Annotated in this window: 11 protein-coding genes and 1 pseudogene; 10 read left to right on the forward strand and 2 right to left on the reverse strand. The window is 70.6% G+C overall.

Annotated features, from left to right (window positions below; translation table 11 throughout):
• Positions 1-64: 64 nt before the first annotated feature.
• Positions 65-1,834, reverse strand: coding sequence for a hypothetical protein (locus tag D476_RS32465; protein ID WP_017623407.1), 1,770 nt, complete (start codon positions 1,832-1,834; stop codon positions 65-67).
• 329 nt (positions 1,835-2,163) lie between these two features.
• Between D476_RS32465 and D476_RS0107890 the strand changes: the two genes are divergently transcribed.
• The 6 genes from D476_RS0107890 (at position 2,164) to D476_RS39635 (ending at position 10,929) form a co-directional block, all read left to right on the forward strand.
• Positions 2,164-2,601 (forward strand): hypothetical protein, encoded by a 438-nt coding sequence (locus tag D476_RS0107890; RefSeq protein WP_239648628.1) that lies wholly within the window; start codon positions 2,164-2,166, stop codon positions 2,599-2,601.
• A 1,303-nt stretch (positions 2,602-3,904) separates the two neighbouring features.
• Positions 3,905-4,327, forward strand: coding sequence for a pilin (locus D476_RS32470; protein ID WP_017623410.1), 423 nt, complete (start codon positions 3,905-3,907; stop codon positions 4,325-4,327).
• A 212-nt stretch (positions 4,328-4,539) separates the two neighbouring features.
• Positions 4,540-6,228, forward strand: a complete 1,689-nt coding sequence (locus D476_RS0107905; protein WP_152529261.1) for a hypothetical protein — start codon at positions 4,540-4,542, stop codon at positions 6,226-6,228.
• Positions 6,229-6,239: 11 nt separating this feature from the next.
• Positions 6,240-7,148: a PrgI family protein gene (locus D476_RS0107910; protein ID WP_017623411.1), complete on the forward strand. Its 909-nt coding sequence runs from the start codon at positions 6,240-6,242 to the stop codon at positions 7,146-7,148.
• An 11-nt stretch (positions 7,149-7,159) separates the two neighbouring features.
• Positions 7,160-8,953, forward strand: coding sequence for a VirB4 family type IV secretion system protein (locus tag D476_RS32475; protein WP_239648629.1), 1,794 nt, complete (start codon positions 7,160-7,162; stop codon positions 8,951-8,953).
• Positions 8,950-10,929 (forward strand): type IV secretory system conjugative DNA transfer family protein, encoded by a 1,980-nt coding sequence (locus D476_RS39635; protein WP_017623413.1) that lies wholly within the window; start codon positions 8,950-8,952, stop codon positions 10,927-10,929. The genes D476_RS32475 and D476_RS39635 overlap by 4 nt, the downstream gene beginning before the upstream one ends.
• 102 nt (positions 10,930-11,031) lie before the next feature.
• Here the strand turns inward: D476_RS39635 and D476_RS38825 are convergent, their stop codons facing one another.
• The gene (locus D476_RS38825) at positions 11,032-11,211 is read right to left on the reverse strand and encodes a hypothetical protein (RefSeq protein WP_239648630.1); all 180 of its coding nucleotides are present in this window, start codon (positions 11,209-11,211) and stop codon (positions 11,032-11,034) included.
• Positions 11,212-11,281: 70 nt separating this feature from the next.
• On the opposite strand from D476_RS38825, the gene D476_RS32480 reads away from it, so the two are divergent.
• From D476_RS32480 to D476_RS0107945, 4 genes and pseudogenes are all read left to right on the forward strand, one after another.
• Positions 11,282-12,100: a replication-relaxation family protein gene (locus D476_RS32480; protein WP_017623415.1), complete on the forward strand. Its 819-nt coding sequence runs from the start codon at positions 11,282-11,284 to the stop codon at positions 12,098-12,100.
• A gap of 51 nt (positions 12,101-12,151) precedes the next feature.
• Positions 12,152-13,198 carry a C40 family peptidase gene (locus D476_RS0107935; RefSeq protein ID WP_026123340.1) on the forward strand — a complete coding sequence of 349 codons (1,047 nt, stop codon included), beginning with the start codon at positions 12,152-12,154 and terminating at the stop codon, positions 13,196-13,198.
• A gap of 381 nt (positions 13,199-13,579) precedes the next feature.
• Positions 13,580-17,005 (forward strand): LamG-like jellyroll fold domain-containing protein, encoded by a 3,426-nt coding sequence (locus D476_RS38210; RefSeq protein WP_017623416.1) that lies wholly within the window; start codon positions 13,580-13,582, stop codon positions 17,003-17,005.
• Positions 17,006-17,246: 241 nt separating this feature from the next.
• Positions 17,247-19,786, forward strand: a pseudogene (locus D476_RS0107945) (type IV secretion protein Rhs); the annotation flags it as partial.

A 19,786-nucleotide genomic window follows, 5' to 3' on the forward strand; every position in this document is an offset into this window, starting at 1 on the left:
AACAGGCTGTTGGTGTCTGTAAGATTTGCTTGGTCAATAGTTGCGAGCAATATAAGTATTCAATTTACTCGAATTCTGGAAATTCGTTCCAGTACTTCAATGTGTATTTGACGTCGATGGTTGTGGGGTGCTGTGGGCCAAGAATGCGCTCGCTGTCCTTTAATAGCTCGTTGAGCTGGCTTCGGGCAACTTCGATATCACCTGCTATCCCGTTGGATATGGCGAACCCTTCACGGATTGCGATGGTGAGGTGATGATTATGGGAAAGTAGTCGAACGCAGTCGGTGACAAGGTCAGAGTATATGTCTCGTGCGGCGCTGAAACCGCCCAACATGCCTGTGGTTAAGGCGACTCCCTCGCGCGATGTGAGAGTGATGGAGTGATCGGCGCCTAGAAAGCGCTCGCTGTCTTTGATGAGATTGCTGTATTGAATTAGTGCAGACATTCCGTCGCCTGTCATTGCGGTGTAGTGGGCGAGGGACTGGCGAATGCGGAGTGTCTCTGGGTGGCCATCGCCTCTGGCGCGGACGGTCTTTTCGTATGCTTTCCGTGCTGCAGTCAAAGCTAGGTCGTAATTTTCTTCTGATTCTGCCATGTCTGCCATTGAAACGCATGAGGGGGAGTCTGCATACGACAAAGCCTGTCTGATGACGCCTTCGGGTGCTCGGGAGACAAATGCGGAGCGGGTTTGCTCGGCGTCGATGAGGTAATCGAAGGCGGAGACATCGTCGCCGACTTGATATAGCAGGCGCGTTGTGGCCTCCTGCGGAGCGGTCGCCCACGTCCACGCCTCTTCCACAGACTCCGGCGCCAGCCGGTTGCCACCGCGTTCCTCCAGCCAGAAGCCGTGGACGTCTTCGATGAGGGCGCGAGGGATCTGAGCGAGGTAGCCGGCGGTGCGCAGGGCAACGGCAGCGGCCACGAACGCCGCGCCACGCGGGTGCGAGGGGGCAGTCGGGTCGGTATTGGGGCTCCAGGCGTTCTCCCACATGGCAAGGAGCTGGGGGCCGTGGGCCATGTACTCGGCCAGGCCGAAAGTATTGGCATGCTCGAGTGCGCGGGCGATGCGGGGGTCCCAGGAGAGCTTGGCGGCTCTCTCAACCTCAGAGGCAGTGAACCTGCGGGGAAGCCGCTCCTGGTGTGCTAGCGCAAGAACATTACGTGCCCTGTCAGCTGCGGCGCGCTCGGCCGGGTCGGCGGGGCGTGCGTACAGCCGATTGAACTCGTTGGTTCGGACGGTGGCTACCACTACACGGTGGCTGCGCGAGGCTGGCGTGGTGAGTCCAGCCAGGGCTTCGGGGGTCAGTTCGGGGGCGGGCAGGTAGGTCTCCAGGTCGTTGAGCCAGAGTACGCACTTGCGGTGTTCCTTGGCTGCCTGGAGCGCGGCGGGCAGGCCGCTGCGCGTGGGGGCGATCAGAGTATGGGATGGCAGGGTCGCGGCGACTGCTTCCTGGGCGCAGCGGGTCTTGCCTGCGGTGGACTCGCCGATCACTAGGACGAAGCTGCCCGCGGAGATGGCCTGGCGCAGGCGTTGGTCGATGTCGCGGGGGATGTAGGGCGGCACCGGAGAGAGTGTGCCTTCGTGCATGGAGACGCCGGTGTGCGTTGCAGGGTGGACCTTCCAGGCCAGCGGCTCGGGCAGGTCGCGCACCCGCGGTAGGCGCCCGTTGGCCAGGGTCAGGCATCCCTCCTGGCGGGCTGTGAGTTGTTCCTGGCGGCGGGCGTTGCTCTGCTCGTGGCGGGTCTGTAGAACACCGGCACCTAGCGCGGCGGCGACGCCGATGGCGGGTACGACTGTCAGTGCCCAGGGGGCGCTGATGTCGAATGCGCTCAAAGCTGGTGCGGCTGCCGCTGCTCCGGCGGTGAGTACGGCCGCCCCCGCGAAGTACCACCTGGACCGCTGCACGCCGTGCCCCCTCGCCGCATCACTCGGTCAGCACATGCTTGCAGAAAGCCCCGACTCCGCAAGCGTCCGAGACGAGAGGACGGCAGTCGTGACGTCGCGACCGCGAGTCGCCCCATCTAGAAACACCGCAGGTCGGCCCTCTGGTCGAGGTTCTCGAGGTACTTTTCCGCCTAGTCTTGAAGGTTCTCGTCGAGGTGCGGGTCCATCGGTGGTGATCGCGCCGCGCACGGCGGCGCCGGGCCACGGGAGGGGCGTCCATGCCGACCACTACCGCCACCGAGACCGTTCAGGGAACCGGGCCGCTGGGGCTGGTGCGGCCCCGCCCGCGCGGGGCGTCTGGGCCCGCGCGGGCGTTCGGCGGCCGCCAACACGCCACGAGTGCGGTGGTAGGGGTGCCCGCGCCCCGGGGCCACCGGCCCCTGGGGGACTGTCAGGGCGATGCTGCGGGGGCGGCTCAGGCGTTGTTCGCGGCGCTGCGGGCTGCCGGGGTGGGGCGGGTGTTCGGGTCGGTGGACGCGCGGGTGTCGGTGGTATCGCTGCCGGGCGGGATCACCGTGTGGGTGCGCGGCGGCGCGTTCTGCTGGCGCGGCGCCGACGGCGCCCAGCAGATGCACTCGTGGGCGGATGCGGCGGGGGCGGCCCGGCGGCTGGTGGACGAGCTGGCCGCCCTGCTCCAGGCCCCCGCAGCGGCCTGACGACCCGGCTTCCGTGCGGGGGCCCGGAGCCCTTTTTGAGCGGCCGCGCCGTGATGGCGCCGTGAACACCCTGGAGCGGGACCGGTGGGGGAGGCCCCCGAGCTCTCGGAAGCGATGATTGCGCAGGTCAGAGTGTATTCGCCGAGTCATCACGCCGCGCGGCGCCCCACGCGAGAGCCCCGCCCCGCCGCTTGTGGCGGGGCGGGATTTTCTTGTGCACGAGCACGCTGTGAAGGCGCGGTGATCGCGCCCTGAGTGCGCCGTGACGATGTGCTGATCGCGGGGGTGTCTTGCCTGGGCGGCGTCCGAGAAGGAACGCCGTACGGGGGAGACGCTGTCATGACCACCACTGCTCTGCGGGTCGCTGAGCGCGAGTTCTACCGCCTGGTTCCCGACCCGCTCCACCTTGAGGCCAGCGACGTCGACGCGGGGCTGGCCGAGCCGGTGATGGGGCTGCTGGCCGTCCGCGACCTGCTGTTGGAACCGGGCACCAGCCGGGGTGTGAAGGATGCGGTGTGGCGGGTGGTCATCGCCCGCGCCCGNTGGATGACCGGCGCGTTGGGGCTGGCCATGCCCGCCCTGAGGGGCGTGAGGCGCCGCTGCTCCCGCGGCCTGACCACCGGGCAGGCCGCCGAGGTGGAATCTGAAATCGCCCTGGCGTTCATCGTCGAGGTGCGGCGCATCGATACCGGCTATGCCCAGCTGTCCTGGTACCTGCGCTGCCGGGCCCAGCGCGCCGGACTGCGGGCCCGGCGCCGGGTGCTGGCCGAGCCCGCCCCGGCGGATACCGAGACCGACCCGGCCGACGAGGGGGCCGAGGCGGCCGGCAGCACCGACGAGGTCCTGCAGCGCGCCGTCACCCTCGAGGTGCTCACCCAGGCGGAAGCGGAGCTGATCGGGGCCACCCGCCTTGAGGGCACCGCGCTTCGCGAGGTCGCCGACCGGTCCGGGGAGGGGTACTGGGCGCTGGCCAAGCGCCGGTCGCGCGCGGAGGAGCGCCTGGCCGCCGCGATCCGCGGCGGCGAACTCGACCCTGGCACCGCTCTTGAGGGGAGGCCAGGCGGCCTGGTGGTGGATTCGGTTCCGCCGCTGGTGTCCAAGGCGGGCTGGGCGCTGGCTCTTTAACGGGGTAGTTCGGGCGCACACACCCGGGGGTGCGGGGCTTGCTCGATGTGCTACTCGCCCTGGCACGAGCGACCACCGCCACCGGACCAAGGAGAGGGGGAGCCCGCCTCCCCGCACCCTCTCGGGGTGTGCGCCCGGACCTTCCGCAGACGAGCCGGACCAGGGAGGGGATGCGGGCATGGCAGCACAAGGACGCCGACAGGGCCGGTCCGAGGCCGACAGGCAGCACGAGGCCGAACTCAGGGCCGGGGCACTCGCTTTCGTCGGGGGCGCCGGGGCGGTGATGGCCGCCGTCGCGCTCGTGGCCGCCGGGGCCGAGGCCGCGTGGGCGCAAGGGGCCGATCCGGCGATGGAGTCCACCGCCGACATCCGCGAAGTCGTCGACCGCCTGCGCGAGGTGATCGTCGCACTGGCCTCGGCGATCGGAACCTTGTTCCTGACGGTGGCCGGGATCCGGTGGCTGATGGCCGGAGGGGACCCCTCGCAGGTGGATGCGGCCAAGAAGTCGCTGTCGGGGGCGGGCATCGGCTACGGGATCGCCGTGTTGGCGACGGTGCTGATGGCGGTCCTGGACTACGTGGTCTCCGGGCCGGGGGCCTGAGCGTGGTCCCGGCCCAGCCCGCTCCCGAACCGGCCGCACCCGGACCGGAACCTGTGCCGCCCAGCGGCCCCGAACCGGACCCCGGCCCGACCGGGGCCCCTGAGCCCGGACCGGAGCCGGACACCGGCAACGGAGACGCCGGGGGAGCAGGGCAGAAGGGGGTGCCCGAGCCGAGCCCGTCGCCGGGCCCGCCGCCGCCCGACCCCGGTTCGGTGCCCGAACCCGGCACCGGGGCGGACGGCGGTTCCGGAGGGTTGGAGTCGCCGATCGAGTGCGGGTTCGGCGACGTGGGCTGCCAGGTGTCGGCGTGGTTCGCCGACCTGGTGGCCGACGCCCTGAACCCGCTGTTCGAGTGGGTGGCCACCGCCGCCTTCCACGTCCCGCTGCCGTCGGAGGGTGTGGAGGGGCTCTGGGCCGGGGTGCTCACCACGGCGAACCTGCTGTTCGTGCTGCTGGTGCTGGCAGGCGGCGGCCTGCTCATGGGCCAGGGCACCGTCCAGACCCGCTACGGCCTGGGCGAAGTCCTCGGCCGCATCGCTTTCGCCTTCATCGCCTGCAACGCCTCGCTGTGGATCGCCAAGGAGCTGTTCACCGCGGCTAACGGCATCTCCCGGGGCATCGGCGCCCTCGGGCTGGACCCCGTCGAGGCGGCGCAGAACATGCGCGAGCGCATGCAGGTCCTGCTCATGGAGGGCGTGGCCTTCACCGTCCTGCTGCTACTCGCCCTGGTGGTGGGGCTGGTGGTGTGGGTGATCGCTGACGTGGTGCGCACGGTCATGTCGATTGTGCTGGTCATCGCGGCACCGCTGCTTCTGGCCTTCCACGCCCTTCCGCAGACCAATCGGCTGGCCGCCCTGTGGTGGCGCTCGATGGCCGGGCTGTGCGCGATGCCGATCGCCCAGTGCCTGGCCTTCATCGTGATGATGCGCATCTTCTTCGAGGGCCAGATGTCGCTGTTCGGCCACATGGTCCCCGACGTGCCCGACGCCGTCGCGCTGCTGGGCGCCCCCACCGGCCCCGCCCGCCCGGACGAGGGGGACTCCGAGGCCGGCGGCACGGCGCTGTATGACCTGGTGCTGTTCCTGGTCGTGGTCTACATCCAGATCCGGGTGCCGTTCTGGGTGATGAAGCTGGTCTGGTCGCCCCACCCGGGCTCCTCGCCGATCATGACCGCCGCCAAAGCCGCCGCCGCTGTGCTGCTGTTCAAGACCCTGCGCGGCCTGAACTTCTCCCGAGGGCCCTCCACCGGCCTCGGGCCGCCACCCGGGCCGGGGAGGCTGCGCGGCACGCTGATCCCGCTGCGCCGCCGCCCGCCCCGCCTGAGCGGACCAGGCGCGGCAGGCGCCTCAGGCGGGGCGCTACCGCCCGGACCGGGCGGGCCGTCGGGCGGGTTGGACCGGGTGCGGCCGAGCATCTGGTGGTACCGGCCCCGCCCTGAACACCGAGCTCCGGCGGGTGAGCTGGGTGCCGGCCGCAAGGAACTGCCCGCAGGCGGCGATGCTCGCGGACTGCCGGGCCCGCGCGGCCTGGAGGGCCCGCCGCCGCCCCGCCCGCACGGCACCAACCCCGCCCGGGCCCGCCTGGGCGACGGCTCCTACCCCAAGCGGCCGCGCAGCGAGCAACAAGAGCTCTTCCGCCCCGCCCCGCCACCACCGAAGAAACCCGAAGGGACTGGGCCGAGGCGGCGGTGGCGCCAGGGTGTGCTGCCGACCCCGCCGCCCGAGCGCGCCCCGGGGCGGCGCGGCACAAGGCGCCTTGGCGAAGTCTTCGACGCACCCCGGCAGGGGCCCGAACGGCCCCTTCGCCCGCCCAGGGGGCAGGTGCCTTTGTTCGCCAACCCCAAGAAGCACTGGGTCCAGCGCCGCCTCCCGCTCAACCGCGTCGGCTTCAACAACAAGTGAGGTGACCGCCCATGACAGAAGGGGCATCGCGGTGGCGGGCGCGCATCCCCGCCGACATCGACCGACCCGAACCGGTCGCCTTCGGCCTGACCGGCCGACAGCTCCTGCTCATCGCCCCGGCCGCCCTGGGACTGTGGATCGGCTACCTGCTCGCCGGAGACCGCGTCCCGGCGTGGGCGCAGATCGCCGTCGCCGTGGCCACCGGCGGTGTGGTGCTGGCTCTGGCGCTGGGCGAGCGCGACGGCATGGGCCTGGACGCCTACCTCGCCGCCGGGCTGGCGTGGTGGCGCTCGCCCAAGCGCCGCATCGGCGCCCCGGAAGGGCGCACCGGCCGCCTCCCGGACTGGGCGCCGCGGGTCCGGGGGAGCCGGGTGCGGTTGGCGCCGCTGCGGCTGCCGGCCTCGGCCATCGGAGACGACGGCGTCATCACCCTGGCCGAGGGCCGGCAGGCCGTGGTGGTCGCCTGCTCCTCGGTCAACTTCCACCTCGCCTCGGAACGGGAGCAGGAGGCGATCGTGGGGGCCTTCGCCGCCGTGCTCGACTCGCTGGCCCACCCGGTGCAGGTCCTCATCCAGGCCCGCCCGCTCGACCTGGCCCCCTACACCTTGCTGTTGCGCGACAACGCCCCCGGCCTTGCGGCCCCGGCGCTGGCCAGGGCCGCCCGGGACCACGCCGACTTCCTCGAGGCCGTCCAGCACCGCTACGAGCTCACCTGCCGCCAGGCCCTCCTCGTGGTGACCGCCCCCGCCCGTTCGGGCGGCCAGGGGCCGCCGGTGCTGAGAGGTGCCGCCGAGGTCGCCGCCCAGCTCGACGGGGCCGGTATCCGCGCCCGGATCTGCGACGGCGAGGAGGCCGAAGCGCTGCTGCGCGAGGCCATGAACCCCCTCGCCGCCACCACCCACCGCCCATCCGACGACTGAAAGGGCACACTGTGTACAGCCTGTGGAGAAGAAACACCGGATCGCCCCGGCTGGGCGGACCGTCGGTCGAGGTGGGCCGCCGGAGCCTGCGCCTGGAAGACGGACTCTGCCAGACGCTGATCGTCACCGGCTACCCGCGCGACGTACGCCCCGGTTGGGCCCAGCCGCTCCTCAACCACCCCGGCGTCATCGACGCCGCCCTGCACATCGACCCCGTCCCCGCCCCGCTGGCCTCGACCCGCCTGCGCAGGCGCCGCACCCGGCTGGAATCGGCCTGGCGCACCGACGCCGCCCACGGCAGGGTCGAAGACCCCCACCAGGCCGCCGCCGCGGGGGACGCTGCCGAGCTCGCCGAACGCGTGGCCACCGGCCAGTCCCGCCTCTACCGCCTCGCCGTCTACCTCACCGTCCACGCCCGAACCGAAGACGACCTGCACGCCCGCATCACCGACCTGCGGGCCCTGGCGGCCGGGCTCCTGGTCGGCACCGCCCCGGCGACCTGGCGGGCCCTGCACGGCTGGACCTCCACCCTGCCCCTGGGGGCGGATGCGCTGCAGGCGGGGCGGAGCGTGGACACCGACGCCGTGGCGGCGATGATCCCCTTCGCCTCTCCCGACCCCGCCCCCGAGCTGGGGCCCACGGCGGTGGTCTACGGCGAGAACACCCATTCGCAGGGCCTGGTGCTGTGGGACCGGTTCGGCGGAGGCCTGGACAACCACAACGCCGTCTACCTCGCCGCCTCCGGCGCCGGGAAGTCCTACGCGGCCAAGCTTGAGCTGCTGCGCTCGCTCATGGTCGGGGTGCAGGCCGCGGTGATCGACCCCGAGGACGAGTACGCCGCTCTGTGCGAGTCTGTCGGCGGGACCCGCATCGCCCTGGGGGCCGAGGGGCGGATCAACCCCTTCGACATCCCGGAGGGCGCCAAGGATGGGTTCACTGGCCGGTGCCTGTTCGCCCACACCCTCACCGCAGCCATGGTGGGGGCCCTGTCGGCGGAGGAGGCGGCCGCGCTGGACCGGGCCGTCATCACCGCCTACACCTGTGCGGGCATCACCCGTGACCCGGCCACCTGGGACCGCCCCGCGCCGCTGCTGCGCGACGTCGTCCAGGCCCTCGAAGACGACGACGAACCAGAAGGGGCGGGGCTTGCGGCCAAGGTCGCCCGGTACACCACAGGGTCGGCGGCGCCCCTGTTCGACGGGCCCACCACCGCCGACGCCTCCGCTGAGCACCTGACCGTGTTCTCGCTGCGGCACCTGCCCGAAGAGGCCCGCACCATCGGGATGCTCCTGGCCCTGGACCGCACCTGGAACACCGTCGAACACGGCGACCCGATGCCCCGGCTCATCACCGTGGACGAGGGGTGGGTGCTGCTGGGCAACCCCGTCGGCGCCCACTACCTCTACAAACTCGCCAAAGCCGGACGCAAGCGCTGGTGCGGGCTCACGGTGATCACACAGGACGTGGGAGATGTGCTGGCCACCGACCTCGGCAAAGCAGTCGTCGCGAACGCCGCCACCGCCGTGCTGGGCCGCCAGGCCGCCCAGAACCTGGACGCGGTCGCAGGCGCCTTCGAGCTGTCCGAGGGCGAGAAGCACATGGTCGCCACCGCCGGGCGCGGCCAGGCCCTGCTCGTCGGCGAGAGCCACCGGGCCGGGTTCCACCCCTTCGCCTCACCCACCGAGCACGCCCTGATCACAACCGACCCCGCCGAACTCGCCGCCATGGACGACAACGGCGGCACTGAAGCGCCGGGCGGGTTCGGCACCGACATCGACGACGAGCTCGAGGAGCGCGGCTGGTGACCCCGAAGTCCCTGCTGACCCACATCGCTGGCACCGAGCTGATGGCGCTGCTCCTGCGGGTGGGGCTGGCCGCCCTGGGGGCCGCCGTGGCAGGCATCGCCCTGGTGCACGCCTTCCGGTGGGCCCGCCACCTGCTCCAGGAGGACGGGGCACGGGTGGTAGAGGTGCTGCCCCCGCCCACAGCCGCCATGGAAGGCGCCCAGGCCTTCTGGGCCCAGGCCATGGGGCTGCTCAAACCCCGCTGGCAGCGCCTCTTCCTCCAACCCCACCTCGCGTGGGAGTACACCGCCACCACCGGCGGGGTGCGGATCCAGATCTGGGTGCCCGGCACCGTCCCACCCGGCGTCATCGAACGCGCCGCCGCAGCCTGCTGGCCCGGCGCCACCACCCGAACCCGCACCGCCGCACCCCCGATCCGCCAAGGCGCCCACGCAACCGGCGGGCACCTGGCCATGGGGCGCGGCGACGAATACCCCTTGCGCACCACCTTCGCCGAGGACCCGCTGCGGGGCCTGCTCGGCGCGATGGGCGACCTGGAAGAGGACCAGCAGGTGTGCGTGCGCATCTGCGCCCGCCCCGCAAGCGGCCTGCGCCTCGCTAGGGCTCGTGCTGCTGCTGCGCGGATCCGCCAGGCCGCCGCCCCGACGCTCCTGGTCGACGCCATCGACCCCGCCCACCACAACCGGGGCCGGGCCGCGTCGGCGCCTGGGGTGGGGGAGGACGTGCGGGCGATCATCGCCAAAGCCGCCAGCCCGCGCCTGGCCTGCCAGGCCTCCTACATCCTCACCACCACCAGGGAAGGGGAGGCTGCTGCCGAGGCGCTGCGCGGCCGGGCCCACGGCATCGCCTCCTCGTTCGCTGCTTTCACCTCCGGCATGAACCACTTGAAGCGCCGCCGCATGCTCAAACCCGAACGGTGGCTGCGGCACAGGTACCTGGCCCGCGGCTACCTGCTGTCGGTGGCCGAGCTGGCGGCGATGGCCCACCTACCTGTCGACGAGGCCGTGCCCGGCCTGGCCCGCGCCGGGGCCCGCCGCATCGCCCCCACCCCCGCCGTCCCCCGCGGCGGCGAGGACACCAGGGTGCTCGGCGACTCCGACGCCGGCACGGCCCGCCCCATCGCCCTCGGGGTGACCGAGGCGCGCCAGCACACCCACATCCTCGGCAAGACCGGCTCAGGCAAATCGACATTGATCGCGAACTGCGTCCTGCAGGACGCCGAAGCCGGGCGCTCCGCGCTGGTGATCGACCCGCGCGGGGACCTGGTCACCGACATCCTCGCCCGCCTGCCCGAACACGCCGCCGACCGGGTGATCCTGTTCGACCCCGACGACCGCGCCGCCCCGCCCCGCCTGAACCTGCTGCAGGGCCAGGACCCGGACTTCACCAGCGACACCGTCGTCGGGATCTTCCGCCGCATCTACCGCGACTCCTGGGGGCCGCGCACCGACGACATCCTGCGCGCCACCACCCTGACCCTGGCGCGTACAGGCGACAGCGCCCTGACGCTCGGCGACATCCCCACCCTGCTGTCCGAGGAATCCGTCCGCAACGCCGCCCTGGCCAAGATCGGAGGCGAGCAGACCGCCCTGCGCGGGTTCTGGACCTGGTACGACGACCTCGGCCCCACTGGGCAGGCCGCCGCCACCGGCCCCGTCCTCAACAAGCTCCGCACCGCCCTGCTGCGCCCGTGGGTGACCCAGGTGATCGCCTCCGGGTCCTCCACCATCGACCTGGCCGAAGCCTTCGACACCGGCGGCCTGGTCCTGCTGCGCCTGCCCAAGGGGCGGCTGGGCGAGGACACCGCCTCCCTGGTCGGATCCATCGCCCTGGCCGCCACCTGGCAGACCGTCACCGCCCGGGTCGCCCGCCGCGAGACCGACCGCCCCGACGTGGGCGCCTACATCGACGAGGCCCACAACTTCCTCAACCTGCCCGGAAGCCTGTCGGACATGCTGGCCGAGGCCCGCGGCTAACCCCTCCGCCTTACCCTGGCCCACCAGGCCCTGGACCAACTCCCCACCGACCTGCGCAAAGCCCTGTCCGCCAACGCCCGCACCAAGATCTACTTCACCTGCTCACCGGACGACGCCGAGCGCCTCGAAGACCACACCCTCCCCTCTCTGGCGGCCCACGACCTGTCGCACCTGGGCGCCTACCAGGTCGCAGTGCGCCCCCTGGTCGGCGCGCGCGAGCAGGCGGCCGCCACCATGCGCACCCGCCCCCTCCCACACCCGGTCCCCGGACGGGCCACGCACGTGCGCGAGCAGGCCCGCCGCCACAGCCCGGCCACCACCGTCAGCAACGAGCAGCAGAAGGAGGGCTTCCGTGCCGAGGAAAACCCAGCCCGATGAGCACCGCCAGGCCGAACTCGCCCGCGCCCTGACCGACCGCGACCGCGCCGTCATCGCCTCGCTCGGCGACCACCGCGTCATGACCACCCGCCACCTGCACGCCCTGCACTTCCACAACGTCACACCCCAACGGTCCTGGGACCGCCTGCTCGCCCTGCACCGCTGGGGCGTCCTCGACCGCTTCCGCCCCTACCTCCGCTGGGGGGCGGTCCCCTTCCGGTGGGTGCTGGCCGCCGACGGCGAACACGTCTACGCGCGCATCCGGGGCCTGGACGAGCCCGCCCAGCGCCCCGGAAGCAGGATCGCCCTGGCGCACTCGGCCAAGCTCGGACACATCCTCGGCCTGTCCGAGACCTACGCCGCCTTCGCCACCGCCGCCCGAACCACCCCCGGAGCGCACCTGGAGGTGTGGCGCACCGAAGCCGAATGCGCCCGACTCTGGGGCCGCCACATCCGCCCGGATGCCTACCTGCGCTGGATTGAAGGCGACACGGCGGTGGAGGCCTTCCTCGAATACGACAACGGCACCGAGGGCCACCACCAGGTGGCGCGCAAGCTGCGCGGATACGCCGACCACGCCGCCGCCTACCAGCGCACCAACCACGTGCTGTTCGTCGTGCCGACGCACACCCGCGAAGAGCGGCTGTCAGAAACGCTGGCGGCCCGCACCGGGGGAGGCATCACCGTCCACCTGACCACCCCGGACCTCATCGCTGCAGGCGGAGCGGCCTCGGCCATCTGGCGCCCGGCCGGAGACGACTACCGCACCCGGCTCGCCGACATCGCCACCTGACCGGAACGGCGACCTGGACACGAGACCGTCAACGAAGAAGGGAACGCCGCTGTGCTCAAGGCCGCTCTGGCAGGCGCGGCCGGAGTGCTCTCACTCCCGGTCGTCATCACCGCCATCGCCGCGGGCGCCGCCGGAAGCGGCGGCGCCTCCTCCTCAGTTGACGGCATCCACCCGGTCCTGCTGGACGCCTACACCCGAGCTGCCAGCGGCCTTTCGGAGTCGCATCCGGAGTGCACCGGCCTGTCCTGGGCCCACATCGCCGGCATCGCCAAAGTCGAATCCGACCACGCCGACGGGCGCGACATCGGACCCGGAGGCGATGTCGCCCCGCCCGTGATCGGCCTCCGCCTCGACGGCTCCGGGAACGGTGGCAACCTCACCCCGCACCACGACACCGACGGCGGGAAGTGGGACCGTGACACCGAATACGACCGCGCCGTCGGCATCACCCAGCACCTGCCCGCGAACTGGGCCCGCTACGGCCGCGACGGCAACAACGACGACAAGGCCGACCCGCACAACGCCTACGACGCCACCCTGTCCACCGCCGTCGAGCTGTGCACCAGTGCCCCCGGCGGGGTCGACTTCACCGACCGCTCCCAGCTCGAGGACGCCCTGTTCCGCTACAACCCCGCCACCTGGTACGTCGACAAGGTGATGGCCGAGATCGACCGCTACGCCGCCATGGGAACGCCGGCCGCGGGCGTGGCCGGTGGCGGGAGCGAGCAGGGCCGGGCGGCGGCCGAGTGGGCGCTGGCCCAGGTCGGCAAGCCCTACGCCTGGGGCGGCACCGGCCCGGACGCCTTCGACTGCTCCGGGCTGACCATGAAGGCCTGGGCCCACGCCGGGGCCGACATCGGCCGCGTCACCACCCAGCAGTACCGGAACGGTGAAGCTGTCTACCTCGACGAGCTTCAGCCCGGGGACCTGCTCTTCTACAAGACCGACGCCCCCGGGCCCCCGCCCACCCACGTCACGATGTACGTCGGTGACGGGTACATGGTCAACGCTCCCAGGACCGGCAAGGACATCCGCGTGGAGCCGGTGGCTTCGGAGTATTACAGTCCGCGCTACATGGGGGCACGACGGCCCTTGTGACGTGGGCCAAATTCAGCCTGGACTGCGTCCTCGTCCCGGAGTGGACCAGCGCTGGAATGCTCTACAAGGTTCGCGGATATGCCGACTGGGCGGTCGCATGTTAGGTAGCAAATGTGAAGCGGATGTAACGTTCATAACGGCACGATTGCGACCATGGCCGGACATGGACACAGGATTCTCAGACGAGCCCGGAAAAACCTGAAGGGATTCTCAGGTTTGCAGCGCACGGCGCTACACAAAGTCAGGAAGGAAACTTTTGTGATCTGTGTCACCGGTTGAGCCGGGTGCGGCGAACGCCTACGTTTATCCGCGTTTTACGCACGGCCTGCCGCACCCGCTCCAGGTGGGCTCATCCCCCGACCCTGGAACAGGTGTGTCCGAATGCTGTCCGGAAGACCTGCGGGTGCCGCATCGGCCTCGCTGGGCCTGCTGCTGACCGCGTCGCTGCTGGCCGCCCCGGCCGCCGCCGAGCCGAGCGACCTCTCCCCGGAGGAGGAGGCCGCCGAGCAGGCCGCCTCCTCGGGCGAGCGGGTGGAGATCGAGGCCTTCACGGACGAGACCACGCAGGTCTTCGCTGAACCGGACGGCTCCTTCGCCATGGAGAGCTCCCCGGTCCCCGAACGGGTGCGCACCGGCGACGGGTGGTCGCCGGTCGACACCGACCTGGTCGCCGCCGGCGACGGCACGGTGCGCCCTAAGGCCTCGGCGGCCGAGGTCGCCTTCTCCGGCGGCGGCGACGGCGCGCCGATGGCCCGCGTCGGCATCGGCTCCAACGCCGTCGAGCTGGACTGGCCCGAGCCGCTGCCCGAACCCGAGCTGGAGGGCGCGCAGGCCACCTACCCGGAAGTGCTGCCGGATGTGGACCTGGTGCTGACCGCGTCGGTGGACGGGTTCAACCAGGTGCTCGCGGTCAAGACCCGCGAGGCGGCCGAGCAGGAAGCGCTCGCCCGGGTCGAGATGGCCCTGGCCACCCAGGGGGTGACCATGCGTGAGGACGCGGCCGGGAACCTGAGCGGGGTCGGCGACAACGGCGGCGAGCAGGTGTTCACCGCACCGGCGCCGGAGATGTGGGACTCCTCGGGCCGTGAGGAGATGAGCGCCGAAGAGCAGGCCGTCGCGCCTAAGGCCGGGGCGCGGGTCGAGCAGGTCGAGGCCGACGTGGAGGTCGACCGGCTGCGGCTGAGGCCCGATGCGGACATGCTGGCCGACGAGGACACCGAGTTCCCCGTCTACATCGACCCGTCGGTGTCGGTGGCGCGCCACTCGTGGGCGTACGTGAACAAGCGCTTTGCGTCGACGAGCTATTACAACTCCTCCGACTCCGACACCGGGGTGGGCTACGAGCCGCAGTACGGCAACACCAAGCGGGCGTTCTGGCGGTTCAAGGTCTACGAGCGCACCAAGAAGTCCGGGACGGTCATCGACTCGGCGACCATGCGCTTCGAGGTCTCGCACGGGTTCGCCTGCACGGACGCGACCTTCGAGCTGTGGCGCACCCGGTACCTGAAGTCGAGCACGACCTGGAACGACCAGCCGGAGAAGCTGACCAGGCAGGACAAGGTCAACGTGGACATCGGCCGGCCGCAGTGCGGGGGTTCGGGTGTGGAGTTCGACGCCACGCAGGCCTACAAGTCGGCCGCCGCCTCGGACAACCAGACGGTGACCTACGGGCTGTACGGCAACGAGAGCACGTCGGGGAGCAACTGGGACTGGCGGCGCTTCAAGAAGGACCCCAAGCTGGTGGTCCGCTACAACAACAAGCCGTCCAAGCCCTCGACGTCGAAGATGTCGGACTCGCTGGGCGGGGTGTGCTCGACCGACCCCGACGACCCGCGGCTGATCAACTCCACCTCGCCGGTGCTGCGCGCCTATGCGCGCGACTACGACACCAAGTTCGCCTCGCAGAAGGTCAAGGCGCGCTTCGAGTGGAAGGCCGGCGGCGAGGGCGATGCGCTCGGGCAGGCCGACTCGACCTACGCCGACCCCGAGCCCTACCCGGATGGGATCTACCGCACCGTGACGGCGAAGGCCCTCCCGGAGAACCAGCTCATCGGGTACCGGGCGAAGGTCTACGACGGGCAGCACTGGGGCTCCTGGTCCGGCTGGTGCTGGATCGAGGTCGACACCACCAACCCTGACACCGGCCCGGCGGTGGCCTCGCAGGACTACCCGGAGAGCGACGAGGCCGTCGAAGGCGTGGGGCGTCCGGGCGACTTCACCTTCTCGGCCAACGGGGTGGAGGATGCGGCCGCCTACCACTACAGCGTCAACGACGCCTCCTGCTCCACGAAGCTCGAACCGGACCAGCCCGGCGGTGACGTGACGGCGACCATCACGCCGCGCGATTCCGGCCCCAACCTGATCCACGCCCGGACCGTCGACGCGCACGGCAACTCGTCCGGGTGCGTGCTGGTGCACACCTTCACCGTCGCGCCGCCCAGCGACCCGGTCGCCCACTTCGCCTTCGACGAGGGCGGCGGTGACACCGCGGCCGACAGCATCGGCGACGGACGCACCGCCCAGGCGTCGGGCGGCGTGGACTGGACGCGCGGCCGTGTGGGCGAGCGCCACGAGCTCGAGGGCGCGGCGATCGCCACCGACGGCTCCGGCGGCCACATGGCCACCGACGGCCCGGTCGTCGACACCTTGGGGGCGTTCAGCGTCTCGGCCTGGGTGAAGTTGGACGACAAGAACGGCAACTCCGCCGCCGTCACCCAGGACGGCGACATGCACAGCGCTTTCATCCTCGGCTACCAGTCCACCTACGACCTGGACAACTGGGTGCTCAAAATCCCCTCAGCGGACGAGGAGGGCGCCACCGGCTGGACCCGCGCGGTGTCCGACGAACCGGCGCAGACCGGGGTGTGGACCCACCTGCTGGGTGTCGTCGACCCCGAGAAAGACGAGGCCACGCTGTACGTCGACGGGGTGCGCCAACAGACCACCGAGACCATCGCCCAGCCGTGGAACGGCACGGGAGACCTGGTCATCGGCGGCGGCAAGTTCGAAGGCGCGCCCGCCGACGCCTGGAACGGCGCCATCGACGACGTGCGCGTGTGGGACCGCGTCGTCATCGGCGACCGCCCCACCGACGATCCCGAAGAGCGCTCCGAGCCCTGGCACCTGGCCAACCAGGCGGCCCTGGAAGGCCGCTGGCAGCTGGACGAGACCGAGGGGACCACGGCCGCCGACTCCTCCGACCACGGACTGGACGCCGCCCTGCACGGCGACCCGTCCACCGTGTGGAGCGGGGCGCTGAACGACGTCACCTTCTCCAGCGGCGCCACTCTCAGCGGCCCGGACGAGCGCTTCACGACGTCCGGCCCGGCGATCCGGACCGACCGCAGCTTCTCCGTGGCCGCCTGGGTGCGCCTGGACGAGACCGGGACCAACTCCACGGCGCTGTCTCAGGACGGGCAGGCGCACTCGGGCTTCTATCTCGGCCATCAGAACACCTACGAGTGGGACCAGTGGGTGCTGAAGATGGCGCCCGAGGACGAGGTCGGTGCGTCGGGCTGGCCGCGAGCGCTGTCGGAAGGATCGCCCGAGCTGGGCACTTGGACGCACCTGGCCGCTACCTACGACCATGCCACGGGCGAGATGACGCTGTACGTGGATGGGACCGAGCACGGAACCGACGTGCAGGAGACGCCCTGGCACGCCGACGGATCCGTCGTCATCGGTGCGGCCCAGTTCGAGGAGCAGCTGACCGGGGCGTGGAACGGCGACATCGATGACGTGCACGTCTACCAAGGCGTGCTCAGTGAATCCGATGTCCAGATGGTCTACCGGGGAGCCGTGGCGTGAGCTAGACGGAACTTCAATCCCGATTCTATTTCCATGATTTCCTCTTACTCGTCGCCTGGTGGTGCCAAGATCGCCAGCGTGGAGGGCAGCTGTGTCCGACATTTCTGAGAGTTCTAACACGACTATGCTCCCTGGTGCCGCGAATAGTCGTCGAAGGAGAATGGTCTTTAGGGTCGGTGTGAAGGCCGTGGCCATGACACTTGTTGCTGGTTCGCTCTTCGCTGTGCCCGCATCGGCATTGATGTTCAATGATCGTCCAGGTGTCGAGGACGATGTCTCTGTCGACGGGTATTCCGCTGTTCAGGAGGCGATCGCCGAGGACGACACTGTCGACAAGGCCGCCGTCACAGAGCTCGATGAGGCGAACTGGCCGGAGACCGAGCGTGTCGAGCTCTCCCTCGGCGCCGATGGAGAGGTGCGTTCGTTCAGCGCCGAATCCGAGGAGGCTCCGAAGAAGGAGGGCAAGGGCGACGCGGTGACCCTCGGCCAGGTCGACACCTTCGAGGCCGACGGGTGGGAGTCGCCGCTGAAGGGGGCCGGGGCTGAGAAGGAGGCAGACCAAGTCAGCGAGCGCCGACTCCCCAGCGAGCCGCAGGGGACGGAGTCCGGCGGCTCGTCCAGCCCGGACCCGTCGCCCGAGCCCTCCACCAGCCCTTCCCCAGAAGGCGAAGAAGAGGAAGGGACACCCCATCCCGATCAGGGGGAGGACGGGCAGAACGAGACCACCGAGGAAGAACCCGATGAGGAACCTGCCGAGCAGGGACCGGAACAGGCCCAGGCCCCTGAACATCTGGAAGAGGCCGAGCTGGAGGTCCTCAACAGGGACCAGGCCGACTCCCTCGGTGTGGACGGCCTACTGCTGCGCCTCAAGCGCACCGATGGCGGCAGCGAGCACGCCCCGGTGCGCGTCGAGGTCGACTACTCCGACTTCGCCACCGCCTTCGGCGGCGACTACGGGAGCCGACTGGAGCTCATCGCGCTCGACGTGTGCGGCGAAGGCGCCGACCCCGACTGCATCGCCACCGTCGATCTGGACTCCGAAAACGACACGCAGGCTCAGACCTTGAGCGCCGTCGCACCGGCCACCTCTGGGGAGGGCACCCTGCTGGCCGCGAGTGCCAACACCGAGAGCAAGGGCGGTGACGGAGACTACTCGGCCACCAAGCTCCAGGCCTCCTCCGAATGGAACGTCGGTCCCCAGACCGGCGGGTTCTCCTGGTCGTACCCGATCGGCACGCCCCCGGTGGCCTCCGGCCTGACCCCCGACATCGCCCTGGACTACTCCTCCCAGAGCGTGGACGGGCGCACCGCCTCCTCCAACAACCAGACCTCCTGGATCGGCGAGGGGTTCGACTACCACCCCGGCTACATCGAGCGCCGCTACAAGCTCTGCCAGGAGGACGGTCACGAGGTCGCCGACCAGTGCTGGGAGCGCGAGAACGCCACCCTGTCGCTGAACGGCATGTCCTCGGAGCTGATCATCGACTCCGATGGCGAGTGGCACCTCAAGAACGACGACGGCTCCAGGATCGAGAAGCTCACCGGCGCCGAGAACGGTGACGACGACGGCGAGTACTGGAAGCTGACCACCCCGGACGGCACCGAGTACTTCTTCGGCCGCAACCGCCTGCCCGGCTACACCAGCGGCGAAGAGGAGACCGACTCGGCCTGGACCCACCCTGTCTACGGCGACGACTCCGGCGAGCCCTGCCACGAATCCGCCTTCGCCGACTCCTGGTGCCAGCAGGCCTACAAGTGGAACCTGGACTACGTCGAGGACGCCCATGGCAACGCCATGGCCTTCTACTACGACGCCGAAGGCAACCACTACGGCCGCAACCTGGAGTCCACCGCCACCCCCTACGACCGGGGCGGCTACCTCGAGCGCATCGAGTACGGCCTGCGCTCCGACGACGTGTACGGCACCGCTCCGGCCAAGGTCGAGTTCGACGTCTCCGAGCGCTGCCTGCCCACCGATTCCTTCTCCTGCGACCCGGACGACCGGACCGAGGACAACGCCGACCACTGGCCCGACGTGCCCATCGACCGCGAATGCGGCTCGGGAGAGGACTGCACGGGCAACCACTCCCCGGCGTTCTTCTCCACCAAGAAGCTCGACAGCATCACCACCAAGGCCCACGACGGCGAGGGCTACGCCACCATCGACTCCTTCCAGCTCGAGCGCAAATACCCCGAGCCCGGGGACGGCACCGACCCGGACCTGTGGCTGGACTCCATCACCCACACCGGCCACACCGGCAGCGGAGACCCGCAGGCCTACCCCTCGGTGACCTTCGGCGGCACCCCGATGGTCAACCGGGTCGACTCCACCTCCGACGGCCTGGCCGAGATGTACAAGTGGCGCGTCACCGCCATCTACACCGAGACCGGCGGCCAGGTCGACGTCTCCTACTCGGAACCGGAATGCGAGGCCGGCGCGACGCCGAAGCCGCATGAGAACACCAAGGCGTGCTACCCGGTGATCTGGACCCCCGAGGGCGAGGAGGAGCTCACCGACTGGTTCCACAAGTACACCGTCACCCAGGTCGCCGAGATCGACCTGGTCGGCGACCAGCCCGACGTCATCACGTCCTATGACTACGAGGGCGGCGCGGCCTGGGCGCACGCCGAGCCCGACGGCATCACCCCCGAGGAGAACCAGACCTGGTCTGTCTTCCGCGGCTATGAGACCGTCAAGGTCCGCACCGGCCACCCCGAGGCGACGCAGACCGAGGAGGAGCACCTCTTCTACCGGGGCATGGACGGCGACGAGCTGCCCGA

This window comes from Nocardiopsis chromatogenes YIM 90109, assembly GCF_000341185.1.
Lineage (GTDB): Bacteria > Actinomycetota > Actinomycetes > Streptosporangiales > Streptosporangiaceae > Nocardiopsis_A > Nocardiopsis_A chromatogenes.